14 protein-coding genes and 1 rRNA gene are annotated in these 14,082 nt (G+C 35.4%); 5 read left to right on the top strand and 10 right to left on the bottom strand.

Annotation, left to right across the window (positions count from 1 at the left end; genetic code table 11):
• Positions 1-215 precede the first annotated feature (215 nt).
• Both HLX49_RS09855 and HLX49_RS09850 read right to left on the bottom strand, forming a co-directional pair.
• Positions 216-716, bottom strand: a complete 501-nt coding sequence (locus HLX49_RS09855) for a DUF84 family protein (protein WP_101933755.1) — start codon at positions 714-716, stop codon at positions 216-218.
• Positions 717-739: 23 nt separating this feature from the next.
• Positions 740-1,807: a M42 family metallopeptidase gene (locus HLX49_RS09850; RefSeq protein WP_077703241.1), complete on the bottom strand. Its 1,068-nt coding sequence runs from the start codon at positions 1,805-1,807 to the stop codon at positions 740-742.
• A gap of 457 nt (positions 1,808-2,264) precedes the next feature.
• On the opposite strand from HLX49_RS09850, the gene HLX49_RS09845 reads away from it, so the two are divergent.
• Positions 2,265-2,579 carry a PepSY domain-containing protein gene (locus HLX49_RS09845; RefSeq protein ID WP_073009893.1) on the top strand — a complete coding sequence of 105 codons (315 nt, stop codon included), beginning with the start codon at positions 2,265-2,267 and terminating at the stop codon, positions 2,577-2,579.
• 94 nt (positions 2,580-2,673) lie between these two features.
• Here HLX49_RS09845 and HLX49_RS09840 read toward each other — a convergent pair whose 3' ends face one another.
• Both HLX49_RS09840 and trmB read right to left on the bottom strand, forming a co-directional pair.
• Positions 2,674-3,516 carry a YtnP family quorum-quenching lactonase gene (locus HLX49_RS09840; protein WP_296361577.1) on the bottom strand — a complete coding sequence of 281 codons (843 nt, stop codon included), beginning with the start codon at positions 3,514-3,516 and terminating at the stop codon, positions 2,674-2,676.
• A gap of 357 nt (positions 3,517-3,873) precedes the next feature.
• Positions 3,874-4,530 carry a tRNA (guanosine(46)-N7)-methyltransferase TrmB gene (gene trmB / locus HLX49_RS09835; protein ID WP_077703239.1) on the bottom strand — a complete coding sequence of 219 codons (657 nt, stop codon included), beginning with the start codon at positions 4,528-4,530 and terminating at the stop codon, positions 3,874-3,876.
• Positions 4,531-4,606: 76 nt separating this feature from the next.
• Here trmB and HLX49_RS09830 point away from each other — a divergent pair, with 76 nt between their 5' ends.
• The gene (locus tag HLX49_RS09830) at positions 4,607-4,894 is read left to right on the top strand and encodes a YtzH-like family protein (RefSeq protein ID WP_077703238.1); all 288 of its coding nucleotides are present in this window, start codon (positions 4,607-4,609) and stop codon (positions 4,892-4,894) included.
• Here the strand turns inward: HLX49_RS09830 and HLX49_RS09825 are convergent.
• From HLX49_RS09825 to HLX49_RS09805, 5 genes are all read right to left on the bottom strand, one after another.
• Positions 4,886-5,698, bottom strand: coding sequence for a phosphotransferase family protein (locus HLX49_RS09825; protein ID WP_077703237.1), 813 nt, complete (start codon positions 5,696-5,698; stop codon positions 4,886-4,888). The two genes, HLX49_RS09830 and HLX49_RS09825, sit on opposite strands and share 9 nt — an antisense overlap.
• Before the next feature lie 352 nt (positions 5,699-6,050).
• A complete protein-coding gene (locus tag HLX49_RS09820; RefSeq protein WP_101933752.1) occupies positions 6,051-6,986 on the bottom strand; it encodes a hypothetical protein in 936 nt (311 codons plus the stop codon).
• A gap of 45 nt (positions 6,987-7,031) precedes the next feature.
• Positions 7,032-7,589 (bottom strand): RNA 2',3'-cyclic phosphodiesterase, encoded by a 558-nt coding sequence (thpR, locus tag HLX49_RS09815; protein ID WP_077703236.1) that lies wholly within the window; start codon positions 7,587-7,589, stop codon positions 7,032-7,034.
• Between the two features lie 45 nt (positions 7,590-7,634).
• Positions 7,635-8,345, bottom strand: a complete 711-nt coding sequence (locus tag HLX49_RS09810; RefSeq protein ID WP_077703235.1) for a pseudouridine synthase — start codon at positions 8,343-8,345, stop codon at positions 7,635-7,637.
• Positions 8,346-8,359: 14 nt separating this feature from the next.
• The gene (locus tag HLX49_RS09805; RefSeq protein ID WP_296361571.1) at positions 8,360-9,970 is read right to left on the bottom strand and encodes a putative polysaccharide biosynthesis protein; all 1,611 of its coding nucleotides are present in this window, start codon (positions 9,968-9,970) and stop codon (positions 8,360-8,362) included.
• Between the two features lie 341 nt (positions 9,971-10,311).
• Between HLX49_RS09805 and HLX49_RS09800 the strand changes: the two genes are divergently transcribed.
• The 3 genes from HLX49_RS09800 to HLX49_RS09790 all read left to right on the top strand — a co-directional run bounded on the left by HLX49_RS09800 (position 10,312) and on the right by HLX49_RS09790 (position 13,365).
• Positions 10,312-11,577, top strand: a complete 1,266-nt coding sequence (locus HLX49_RS09800; protein ID WP_296361569.1) for a BaiN/RdsA family NAD(P)/FAD-dependent oxidoreductase — start codon at positions 10,312-10,314, stop codon at positions 11,575-11,577.
• Positions 11,578-11,655: 78 nt separating this feature from the next.
• On the top strand, positions 11,656-11,856 hold the full coding sequence (locus HLX49_RS09795) for a hypothetical protein (protein ID WP_077703232.1): 201 nt from the start codon (positions 11,656-11,658) through the stop codon (positions 11,854-11,856).
• A 321-nt stretch (positions 11,857-12,177) separates the two neighbouring features.
• A complete protein-coding gene (locus tag HLX49_RS09790; RefSeq protein ID WP_077703231.1) occupies positions 12,178-13,365 on the top strand; it encodes a dicarboxylate/amino acid:cation symporter in 1,188 nt (395 codons plus the stop codon).
• Positions 13,366-13,957: 592 nt separating this feature from the next.
• On the opposite strand, the gene rrf is transcribed toward HLX49_RS09790, so the two are convergent.
• Positions 13,958-14,073 (bottom strand): 5S ribosomal RNA (gene rrf / locus HLX49_RS09785).
• Between the last annotated feature and the right edge of the window lie 9 nt (positions 14,074-14,082).

Raw genomic sequence — 14,082 nt, 5'->3', positions numbered from 1 at the left:
TCATTTTTCTAACTTACAAGGCTTGGCGTTACGTTGCTCTAACCTCTATTGGTATAAACTTCTTTCTATACGTTCACAGTAAATCCATCGGTGCTCTACATTATCTACTAATAAATAATAACGTCGACACGGTTAAATCAGTTTACAAATTAGAATAACAGCATATAAGCCCGTAGATAACTACAGGCTTTTTATAATGCAACATATGTAGTATTTTAGAGCTGATTATATTCCCATTGTCCACGCAATAATTCTATCACATGAGAAAACATGTCTATCCTAGATATTCGCTCTGCTGTAAAAATACCAATTGCTCCTTCTTTTTGTCTAACTTGCTTTCGATGGGCGAATGCATCCATAACTTCACCAAGTTCTCTGCCTTTTAGAAGTTCCTTGGTAATTTCTTGTGGCAAAAGAATGCGAGCACCGCTAGCTGTATAGAGTTGATCCGGTAACGCTAGCGCTCCCCAATTACAAAGGTATAATTTATTACCAATAAACATGACGCCACCTTCTAGTCCGATCCCAAATGTATTTGTTTCCCCTTGAATACAGTGAAGGGCACGATGAATCGCGCCCTGCTTCGTCTCTTCATCAGAGAAGGGCTGTGCTGACACTCCTGATGAAGCGCCTTTGGATGTAATAGAAGCATTTGGAAAAACTTTTTCGACAGCTTTAATTTTTGCTTTATTCTTTGAACCAATTATAATCCTCATTTGCTTTATTACCTTTATATCCATTAAACGGAACGATGGATGTTATCCAGCGTTGTTTGATCTGTTGATTTGACAAGCTTGATTAGTAATTCTTTAGCAGCTGCATAATCGTCCACATGTATAATAGAAGATGATGTATGAATGTAGCGCGAGCATATACCGATGACTGCAGAAGGAACGCCTTGGTTTGCTACATGGACTCTACCTGCATCTGTTCCACCTTGCGAGATAAAATATTGATAAGGTATATTGTTGCTCTCTGCTGTATCGAGAACAAAATTTTTCATGCCTTGATGTGTAATCATTGTTCGGTCAAAAATACGCAATAATGCACCCTTACCTAATTGCCCAAATTCATCTTTTTTCCCTGACATATCATTAGCAGGAGAAGCATCCAATGCAAAAAATATGTCTGGTTGAATTTTATTAGCTGCAACTTGTGCACCGCGCAAGCCAACTTCCTCTTGTACTGTCGCACCTGCATACAATTCATTCGGTAAGGCATCTTTTTGCACTTCTTTTAACAATTCAATCGCTAATCCACAACCATAACGGTTATCCCATGCCTTAGCCAAAATTTTGTTACTATTTGCCATCGGCGTAAATGGCGTTAAAGGGACAATCTGTTGCCCTGGTTTAACACCTATTTTTTCAACATCCGCTCTATCATCAGCACCAATATCGATGAGCATATGTTTTATTTCCATCGGCTTTTTGCGTTGCTCATCTGTTAAATTATGAGGTGGAATTGAACCAATTACACCAACAACTGGCCCATTATCTGTTATAACTTGTACTCGCTGAGCAAGTAATACTTGATTCCACCAACCACCTAATGGCTGAAAACGTAACATGCCATTATCTGTTATTTGTGTCACCATAAAACCAACTTCATCCATATGACCTGCTACCATAACTTTAGGTCCTGATCCTTTTTTTACACCAAATATTCCGCCTAAATTATCTTGCATGATTTCATCGGCATATTTGGATAACTCTTGTTTCATAAATGAACGCACAGCATGTTCATTGCCTGACGCACCTTGAAGCTCTGTCAATTGTTTAAATAAGGACAATGTTTCTTGATTCATTCCTGTATCCCACCTTCAATTTATGTATAGTATTAAGTATACTTGAAGGAATGCTTAGATTTCCAGTATTCTTCTTTGCGTAAAAAGATATATCCATATTATTTTCATATTACATATGCACGTTTCTTTTTTCATTTCAAGGAATTTGCCCCTGTCTCATTAAAGAGCCTACTACATATCATCCATATAAATTATACTTTGAAAACATCTACTTAGCTTAGCAAACTTATATATATCAATACCTTAATTTTCCTTGATGATATAGGTATATCTAGTGTTTATAAACCGATGCTATTGACTATAGTATATAGTTACTGCTAATCAGAGGCTTTAACCAGCAGTCTTCCATATATTAAACGGAGCATTTTTTATTTTCTATTTTATTCTAAATACGGTATACTAGCAGATAAGAAACTGTAAAGCGATTACTTAAATTGATAGTAAGAGGTGAGTAATAATGGGTGTAAAAAAAGCAGTTATTGCTGCAGGGCTTGGCGTTGCTGTAGGCTACCTTGCAAAGCAACAACTGGATCAAATGCAAAAAGTTACTCCTGAGAAAGCATTAAACCATGCAAAAGAAACATTTAAGAAGCAAGGGCCAATTAGCGGTTCTTGGATTTATATGCAACCACAAGAAGTAGAGAAAAACGGCCTTCTCTACGATGCTTATCGTGGTGGAGTTACACGGAATTTAGACGGGGAAAACAAGCAGTATGAATTTTATGTAGATGTTGAAACTGGTGCGGTGATTGACGCCGTACAAACAACATAAACAGGTTTAGTACTTATCAAATAAGTGAAATAGGTTAACCTATTTCACTTATTTGGCTTTGATACATACAGAAGTTACGACTCTGCTCCATATACTACTTACGTACTAATTGATCCACGCAATTTCCCAGTCCATTAAATTTTATCGCTCGATAATACACATCGTGATAAAATGTATACCATGCCTGCCTTTGATATCCATAAGCCATCCATTTTTCCTTTTGATAAACAGAAGTTACCGGATAATCATCATAGGCTAGTACCCATAATTTATTTTGATGTGCATAGGTTGGCATAATGTCCGCCATATGAATCCAACATGTATCTCCTTCTTCAAAAACAATAACGCTATGACCATCACTATGACCGCCGCTATGAATCATTTTTAACCCATCTGTAATTTCGATTTCGTGTGAAAATGGTTGAACTTGTTTTTTTATTGCTTCCCAATTGCTCTTCCAATAAGTATTTTTAGATCGAATATTTGGGTTTCTCATTTCCTTCCATTCTATATCTGTTACATAAATGACAGCTTTTTTAAATACAGATTCATATGCATCCGCCGCCACAGGAAAAGTTAAACCCGATGCATGATCAAAATGCATATGCGTCATTAAAATACCATGGATATCATTTGGTGCTAATCCAAGGACAGCCAAATCATAAACAACCTTTGACTGCTCTGTAACCCCAAAGTTTCGCTGTTGCTTCTCTGTCAATTTATTTTGCCCAATTCCGCTATCAATCAAATAATTTCTTCCATCCAGTTGTAATAGTATCGGATCTGTTCGTAACTCAATTTGATTCCACTCGTTTGTCGGGTACTTTGACTGCCATAGTACTTTAGGTACTACTCCAAACATCGCCCCTCCATCTAAATGGATTACTCCTCCTTGAAGCCATGTCAAAGTTGCTCTTCCTAGCTTTAACTTCTCCATCCAATCCCTCCCTAAAAGCAAGAAAACTTGGCCTACCATCAAATCTTTTTAGCGGTAGCTGTAGTTTTGCTTATGCTATACTTTAAACTTTTGTACTTTCCTATAAAGCAAAAAAGAAAACGCATTCATTTTATTATACATCTTATCAGAACCTTATTGATTTCGTAAAATACTTTTCACTTACAGTGCCTTAAATGATAAACATACTTATAAGTAATAGAAATGGTTTTTTTATTAGAAATAACTGGATTATCTCCAAGTCTAAAAACACCATTTCCTTATACCATAAACCTTCAATTGTATATTTTCCCAAATGCAAAAACAGCTTAGCGAGTGTACAACAAACTCGCCAAACTGTTACAGGTTTACAGACTCCGTATTCTTTACGCGACAACGATATATGGGTTGCCCTTTTGCTGTAAATTTTTCTTCATATTCCGTCATCCGATTTGTAGGATCATCTATTCCATGCAAATCTAGATTCACTTCTTCTATTTGCAGTCCATTTTGTGAAAAACTTTCTAATGAATATTCAAACAATCCCATATTATCGGTTTTTAATACAATTTCACCGTTTGGTTTTAAAATTTGTTGATATTTTTCTAAGAAAGTATAATAGGTTAATCTTCGTTTTTCGTGCCGATTTTTTGGCCAAGGGTCTGAAAAATTTAAATAAATCAAGGATAATTCGTCTCTTGCAAACAAATCCGTTAAGTTTTCAGCGTTAACATGGATTAAGCGAATATTCGGCATTTCTGCATCAACAACTTTTTGAGCAGCCGTTACAATAATACTTTTTGCTACTTCAATACCGATAAAATTAACATCTGGGTATTGTCTAGCCATTTCAACGATAAATTGCCCTTTACCTGTTCCTATTTCAAGGTGAATAGGAGCATCATGATTCGTAAACACTTCCTGCCACCTACCGTTATAGTTGTAAGGATTGGAAATAACCGTGTCTGCATGTTTTTGTAAAAAATCATCCGCCCACGGCTTATGTCGCTGACGCATATATAAAATCCTCTCTTTCTGTTTTCAAGTATAGAAAAATAAATGTGAATCATACTATATTTAGAGGTGATTTGATATGGAATTAAATACAAATAATCAACTAACTTTGCTTATAGATTTATTAGACGAACATCGAACCGACCTTTGTGGTAGTGTCTCTGAATATCAACAAATAACCAGACTTGTGAAGTCTCTTATGCAAAATAGTTCTATTTCCAATCAAGAGATACAGGAGTTACTTCCTGAAATTTACGACTACGGGAAGAACGGTGAATCTTCACAAAATATGGAAGCACATATTGTGGCCAACAATACACAGTTAGCTGCATGGATTGATGCGCTTCATCAAACAAATTTACATTAATCTTTCTATTTGTTTATTCAAAATATCTAACTCGTTTAAACGGTCTACAAACTTAGCATCTTCATCACGTTCTTTATGCCAGCATAAGTAATGTAGAGAATCCAGTAATAGATACCAATGCATACGCCCAAACAAATGATTATCTGTTGCAATACCGTATTGTCGCAACCACTCATTCCAATTTTCTTGGGGAATATACCAATTGAGAATCATTCCATAATCTACAACTGGATCAGCAATCAATGCACTGTCCCAATCGATAAGATATAAATGCCCTTCCTCTGTCAGTAGTAAATTATTATGATTCAAATCTCCATGACAGACAACAAGTTTTCGCTTCCTTGTAATAGGGAGCAGTTTTTCTAAGTATTGTAACGCAATAACCACTTGTTCATGTGTATGATGTAAATTCGTGCGTTGCAAACGTTCCTTTATAATATCATAGCTTTCGTCTGATGTAATAGGTTTTTTCCCTAAACGCATGAGCATATGTAACAATTCAGAGGACTGGTGAATTTTTCGTAATAAATCAGCAACGCGTAAATGTTGCATTTCAACTGGTTTTAACTCTCTTCCCTCTAGCCACTCCTGAGCTGTAATGACGTCACCATTTTCCATTCTTTTTGTCCAGATTAATTTTGGAACAATTCCCTCCGCCGATAAGACGGCTAAAAACGGAGATGAGTTACGTTTTAAAAATAATCGCTGGTTACCTTTCGTTGCCAGATAAGCGTCTCCTGTAAGCCCACCTGCTGGAGCTATTTCCCACTCACTACCTAGAACTCGCTTCAGCCAGTTCACCATAAATTCCTCACATCTTTCAAATTTTAGCGTTCAATAATATATTTTATCTATATTTGTACAAAAATACAAATCTGAATCTATTATTTGCTTTTCAACAAATCAACTTCTTTTAGAAATAGCACCCAACTCACTGTTATCCAATTAGGTGGTCTAACATTATCCTTTATAATTATAAAGAATGTTACATCATTAAAGATACTGTTATAACACGTTTCTGTTCAATGCATCAGAACTATTTAAAAATAAACCTTACCAGTAAATAAATAAAAAGTTATGTATGCTCTTTTCATGATTAGTAAAATTTGGCATATCTATAAGCCTTACTTTCCTATAGTGTCAGCAACTATTATTTTTAAAATTCTTCGCCAACAAACTCAAACGAATCTCGCTCTTCTTCCCATTCTGGCCTTTTAACCGCGGTGGTTTGCACATGTTTTAATAAACGTTCTGCTACTTTTAACTGCTCATTTTTTAATGGAGAAGTAATCTTTCTTTTTTGCGCAAACCAATCTTGATATTGGTGACTACCGATAATTTTAGTTTGGAATGGTTCCGTTACAAACTGGACAGGGTTTGATTTAGCTAGAATAACTTTTGTAATGGGAAAGTTTAAATCATAATGAGAAAGAATTCCTTTTATAATATTTTCCGTCCGCTTTAAAGCGATATGTGGATTTAATAATGTTTCCCTATGATCTCCCTTTTCTACTATCCATGTTCGTGTATCCTGCGCTATAAATGTCGCACCGATTTCTTCTTTTATCTGACTAATTATTTCAATTCCTATTGGTGTTATTAAAATTATCTCACATTCAACCGGCGCTTTTTTAATCTCGAATATCGGATAATACAAAATTAAATAAGTATCAGGGAACCGTTGTAAGAAATACTTGATTTCCATGTCATTGTGCCAGTGTTTATCAACAAAAGAAACCTCTGTTACCGTAGACGTAGCCCATTTCATTTGTAAGTGTAATAATTTATTTAAATAATACTGCTTTAGGCCTTGTTCCGTTTCTGGGAGGGTCAGTTTCTCATCTTCTTCATGAGAAACTTCCTCTTTTTTTGATTTGCGCTTCCACACTTTCCATCTTGAATATTGCTCGACCTGATCTACTATTTCTGTCTCATGTAATGGTGGCAAGCTTTTTTCTTTTTCCCACATCTCTTTCAAATGACGCCAGTTTTCTTTCTTTAAGCGAATAAATTGACTTGGGTAGCGATAAGGATTCCATTCGTATCTAGAAATATAATCTTGTAATTTAATTAATTGTGCCAGTGTTTTCACCCCTTGCTTTTAGCTTATACAATAAGCCTTTCGTATATTACTTTTCTATAGTGTAAAATGAGCTTTTACTTTATACTTCGGCTGTTGATTTGGAAATGTTTGATATAATACGAAATGATCCACATACAATAACATTACTGGGTAATCCTTATTTTTCACTTCGGTTAACATCTCATTGCCTACATGAGCTGATCCATCCCATTTTTTAGCTAATGTAATGTGAGGAATATACGACCGTTTTTCCGCTAAAAAACCTTCTGCTTTTGCTTCAAACTCAACCTGATTTACTAGCTTTGTTAACGTATCATTTAATTGTACTTTCGAATAAATTACCCTTGGTCTTTCAAAAGAGCCAAAAGTATCTACTCCACCTACTGTTAAATAAAAAGGTAAAAAATGAACTCGTTGTAGTCTGTTGATCAGGTGGCATACTTTACTATCGGATACAGGCCCTAAAAACTTTAAAGTAATATGAAAGTCAAGCTTATTTGTCCACTCCCTATAAGGTAGCTTCTGTTTTAAGAATGTCTGCATATCGCTACACATAACTTGAACTTCTTTAGTTAACGGAATGGCGATAAAATAATGTGGTAACCTTGCCATTATGAGCCTCCTTAATAAAATCCCCTATAGAAACATACGTAAAGTTTATGAATTCTGTAATAACTTCACTTCTTCAACACGCAACTGCCTATATTCTCCTTTTTTAAGAGCCTTATCAAGGTGTAATTTCCCCATTGTTGTCCGTTTTAAATATGCTACCTGTTTATCAACAGCTCGAAACATTCGCTTAATCTGATGATACTTCCCTTCAGTTATCATAATTTCAACTTCTGATTGTGCAGCTTGCTTCAAAATACGTAATGTTGCAGGTTTTGTTCTATAGCCATCATCCAATGTCACACCGTTGGCAAAAGCCATGCAGTCAGCTTCTGTTACCTCCCCTTTAATTTTTGCAAAATACGTTTTCGTTACATGCTTTTTGGGAGACAATAACTCATGTGCTAATTGACCATCATTCGTTAATATAAGCAGGCCTTCTGTATCCTTATCCAGTCGCCCCACTGGAAACGGCTTAAACTTTTGTAATTCGTGAGATAGTAATTCAATAACCGTTTTATCTTGCTTATCTGCTGTAGCAGAAATCACACCAGAAGGCTTATGCAACATAATATATGTGTATTTTTGGTAATAAATCGGCTTTCCATTTACTGCAATACTATCATTGATTTCATCAACGTGAACGGAACTATCTTTGGCTAATTGACCATTTACCATAACGCATCGTTTTTTCAACAAAGCTTTTACTTCTTTCCTACTTCCCAATCCAGCATTGGCCAAAAATTTGTCAAGGCGCATAATAATACCCCCTATCACTTAAAGATTTTATCTAAAAACCGAACCCGATTTCCAAGCACCCGCTCTAATAATGTAGATGCATAAGCTAACCACAAGTAAACGAGCCCACCAACACTCACGCAGCCAATTAATGTAATTATCATACCTACTCGATTATTTGGAACGACCATACCTAATAAATATTTTCCTAAACTAATCGCCACACTCATAATTGCAATAAAAATGATAATTAATGTCGTTTGTTTTACTAATGGTTTATAAGAAAATTGAGCAGCTAAACGAATGCGCCATAGATTGAGGATAGTAGCAATACCTGCTGCTAATGCTGTCCCAAAGATAGCTCCTTTAGCACCAAACATATAAATAAGCTGTATGTTTAATAACACTTTTACGAGTACACCCGCAGATAAGCTAACTACAGCAAATCGCTGTTGGTTAACACCTTGTAATATGGAAGAGGTAACGGTGAATAGCCCGAAAAATAGACCAACAGGTGCATACCAAGCTAATAACTCACCAGAAATAGCAATTTTTTCTAATCCAAATAACGCTCCATAAGCTTCCGTGGATAATAATGATAGTCCACTAACTGCAGGCAAAATTAAAAACATAACAATTTGTAGTGCTTGGCTTATTTGATTTTTTAGCAGTTGCTTATTATTTTGTGTATATGCTTTGGTCATTGCAGGGAGAATAGCTAATGATAAACCTATTGCTATAGTTACAGGGATAATAACTAGCTTATGTCCATAGAAATTCACGACGGAATAGGAAAAAGACCAAATATCTCCCTCCCCATTAGCAACCATTGCTCTTTCAAACGTGAACTGATCAATTAATTGATATAACGGAGTAGCTAATCCAACTAATACAAATGGTCCTGCGTAACGAAATAATTCTTTAAACATATCGCTTGTGCTGATATCGTACATATATATTTGTTGCTTGCGTTGTTTATCAATATACGGCTTTCTTTTTTGCCAATAAATGTATAAGACAAGACAAGAAGCTACTGCCCCAAGAAACGCAGCAAAAGTAGAAAAACCGACAGCAGCAATGACTGATCCATTTAAGATATTTACAATAACGAATGATCCTGCCAAAATAAAAAAGATCCGTACAATTTGTTCGATGACTTGAGATATAGCTGTAGGCCCCATGGAATTGTACCCTTGGAAAAAGCCTCTCACAATGCTCATAGCCGGAATTAAAATCAAAGCAAAACTTACCATTTTAATAACAAAAGCGACATCAGATCTCGAGAGCTCGTCTGCATTTTCACTCGTAATCATTCCCGTTGCTAATAAATCCGCACTAAAAAAGAGGACCAAAAAGGCTATGATTCCAGTAGTAACCATTAAAGTCATTCCAGTACGGAACATGCGCATTCCTGTTTCATAATCTCCGACTGCATTATATTTGGAAACAAATTTTGATACAGCTAATGGTACTCCAACAGTTGAGAGACTAATAAATATGTTATAAGGAGTGTAAGCTAGTGAAAACAACGTACCTCCTGTTGCTCCAACTAAAGCATTAAATGGAATGACATAAATCATTCCTAATAGTTTAGAGAGAAATGTTGCTCCCGTTAGCAACATCGTTCCACGTACAATATTCGACATTTTTTCACCTGCATTATCTACATTTAGTAAAATCTTTACGATGTAATTTGTATTTCAAATTACACATATGCACTATTCTATCATATTTTTATTTATTTCTTCCGTATAAATAACAACATTATATTACAAATTAACTTATATTGTGCATTAAAACGTTGTTTTTGTTTATCGGCAGTTTTTATATGAGAATGGTTGTAATGACTTTTATACTATAAAACCTACGTTGTAGCCGTTTTTTCCTTTGCGTGGATAGATTCCCTTTTTACTTCCTATAGTGTAATAAAAAATTGTTTCTTTTTCTAGTTCATGGTACGATACCTAGCGGAAAGGAATGAATATCAATGTCCTATGACGTAACAATTATAGGTGGAGGGCCTTCAGGATTGATGGCAGCAATAGCTGCTGCTGAGCATGGTGCCAACACATTATTGATTGAAAAAGGAAAGAAGTTAGGGAAAAAACTGGCGATTTCTGGTGGCGGGAGATGTAATGTCACAAATCGACTTCCTCAGGAAGAAATTATAAAAAACATTCCAGGTAATGGAAAATTTCTATATAGTGCTTTTTCTGTTTTCAACAATTACGACATTATTGATTTTTTCACTACATTACAAGTACCTCTAAAAGAAGAGGATCACGGAAGAATGTTTCCAGTATCCAATCAATCTAAAACTGTAGTGAATGCGTTGTTAAGACGTTTAGACGAGCTAAATGTTAATGTGAAATTGGAAACTGCTGTAGAAGCAATCCATTACGATGAAAAAAACCATACTGTTATCCTTCCACATGGTAAAAAAATGCAATCTAAAGCTATTATTGTCGCAGTAGGAGGCAAAGCGGTCCCTTACACAGGATCTACTGGGGATGGATATGCATGGGCAAAAAAAGCAGGTCATACAATTACAGAGCTATACCCTACAGAGGTTGCATTAGTATCTGAAGAAGCATTTATTCGAAATAAATCATTACAAGGTATTTCATTACGTAATATTTGTTTATCTGTTCTTAACAAAAAAGGAAAAACAATTATTTCCCATCAAATGGACATGATTTTCACTCATTTTGGAATATCAGGGCCAGCTGTATTACGGTGCTCGCAATTTGTAGTAAAGGAGCTAAGAAAAGGGCGAAGCGAAGTGCCTATGGTATTAGATATTTTTCCAAATTCTACGGAGAAAGAACTTATGGATAAACTTTTGGATATGATTGACCAAGCTCCTAAAAAAACAGTCAAAAACTTATTAAAAGGGTTCGCCCCCGAAAAATTAATTATCTTTTTATTGAACCGTCACAACATGTACGAAGAACAAAAAGCTGGAAATTTATCCAAGCAATGGATTATGCAATTTATTCATGAATGCAAGCATTTTACATTTTACGTACATGGTTCACTTCCCTTAGAAAAAGCTTTTGTTACTGGAGGCGGTGTTTCCATTAAAGAAATAGTTCCAAATACCATGCAATCAAAAAAAACAGAACGATTATATTTCTGTGGAGAGATTTTAGATATTCATGGTTATACTGGTGGTTATAATATTACATCAGCACTTGTTACTGGTAGGTTAGCTGGTATAAACGCAGCTCTGGAACTACAAGCTGGCAATTGATACCTTGTATTAAATATTATGTTTCGCCGAATCTAATAATGTCTATAATCATTTCTAAGGGCAAAGAAAGGACGGATAATGGTGCAAAAAAATGGAATGTGGATACCAATTATCGCTTCGGTAGGTGTCGGTGCTGCAACATTTTATACAATGACGAAAAACAATCAAAATTTTGGTCAAACCATGCAAAAAATGATTCCTTTTGTATCACAAATGTCGAATTCCAATGCTGGAAGCAGTGGAGGTTCACAACAAATGGGTCCTTATGGAATGAGCTAAAAATAGGCAGAGCGCGCTAAATGAGGCGCGCTTTTAATTTGTTGTGGACTATTTAGATATCCTCACCTTACCTTATTTTTTTCTAATCAAGTGTAAACCGTCCCCAGTTCGATTAAAAGGCTAAATACAATGGTTTGTCTCAAAAGTATTCTCTAAAAAATCTGCGTTAAAAGCACAAGATATGACCGTTAACTATATATATTGACAAACTTAACAAAATATAATACAACAGAATGGTATTTTTTTTCTGATTATATATAATAGACTAATTTATATGTTTTGTGTAAAATAGAGTGTATTATATCAAGGAGGTTACTACAGTTGAAAGGTTTTGGATTACTAATACGTATTGTTATCGCTATTGCGTTAGGTATTACAATTGGATCGTTTGCAAATGACTGGTTTATCCGTGTTTTCGCAACATTCAATGATCTGTTCGGAAACTTTTTAGGTTTTATTATCCCGTTAATTATTCTCGGTTTCATTATCCCTGGTATCGGATCACTAGGTAAGGGCGCAGGGAAACTATTAGGTCTAACAGCATTTATTGCATATTCTTCCACAGTTATTGCTGGTATTGTTGCCTTTTTCTCTGCAAAGACCATTTACCCTAACTTATTAAGTCAGCAATCATTACAATCATTTTCTGATCCAACTAAAGCTTTAAGTAGTGGATTTATAGAGATTGAAATGCCACCACCTATGGGGGTTATGACTGCTTTATTACTAGCTTTTGTTCTTGGTCTAGGAATTGCCGCGATTAAAGGGGACACGCTTTACCAATTGTCACTAGATGTTAGAGACATTATTCATTTAGTAATTGAAAAAGTTATTATTCCACTATTACCATTTCATATTTTTGGTATCTTTGCTAATATGACTGCTGCTGGACAGGTGAGTACTATATTATCCGTTTTTGCTAAAGTCTTTGTAATGATCATTATTTTGCACTTACTTTACTTACTAGTACAATATACACTTGCGGGAACTTTAAGCAAGCAAAATCCTGTATCTATGTTAAAAACAATGGCTCCAGCCTATTTTACTGCGCTAGGAACTCAATCATCAGCGGCTACCATCCCTGTCACTTTAAAACACTCTAAAAAACTAAAAGTGCGGGAAAGTATTGCGGATTTCACGGTACCTTTGCTAGCTAATATTCATTTATCTGGAAGTACTATTACACTTGTAAGCTGTGCATTAGCTGTATTGTTCTTACAAGGTGAAGTTGCTACTTTTGGAAGTATATTTCCGTTTATTTTAATGCTAGGTGTAACAATGATTGCAGCTCCTGGAGTCCCAGGAGGTGCAGTAATGGCAGCAATTGGCCTTTTAGAAAGTATGTTAGGCTTTGATTCCGTAATGGTCTCACTTATGATTGCCCTTTATTTAGCTCAGGATAGTTTAGGGACGGCTTGTAATGTTACGGGAGATGGAGCAATAACATCTATAACGGACAGTCTAAGCAAAAATAGTAAGGCATTAAACAATAAAGAAGGCGTAGTTTAATCTTAACGTAATAAAACCAAAATACTTTAAGGTGCCGTTTTTCCTTACTTAAGTTACATAGTAATGAACTTTAAGAAAGGAAAAACAGCTCCTTTTATAATGGGCAAAAGAACTTTTTTTGCTATAAATTTTTTCTAACTCCTTTTAAACTTCTCGGCGCACTTTATCGAATGCCCAATACTTTTGCCACAAATATTGAAATCGATTTGCAATCATCAATGGATTGCCGAATGCTTTTATACAGCTTGTTTAAAGGATTTAGACAAATCCATCACGATTATTTGAACTTCACTCATATCACGTGTTTGTAAATACTCCTTGATATAAAGCTTTATCAAAAATATCATATTGCTTATTTTATATTCCATACTTCTACTTGTTTATCTTTTACCCAATAGATCTATGATAAGATGATATTTTATTATTTACCTTTTTGTCTGCAACTCAAGGTTATTAAAGCAGGGAGGACTGCGTGTTTTTTGGTCTTTTCCTGCACAAAGAAGTGCCACCACATTTAGTATAGAACCTAATTTCCTAACATATTAAAAAAACTGACTCGTGAGAAAATGAGTCAGTTTTTTTAATATAAGTTGCCTGGCGGCGTCCTACTCTTGCAGGGACAAAGTCCCAACTACCATCGGCGCTGGAGAGCTTAACTACTGTGTTCGGCATGGGAACAGGTGTGACCTCTCCGCCATTACTACCAGGCAAAGTTGC

The organism is Virgibacillus sp. (assembly GCF_013393565.1).
In the GTDB taxonomy this organism is placed as follows: domain Bacteria; phylum Bacillota; class Bacilli; order Bacillales; family Amphibacillaceae; genus Virgibacillus; species Virgibacillus dokdonensis.
Note: the sequence above shows the minus strand (reverse complement) of the source record. Positions and strands in the feature narration are given on the sequence as shown.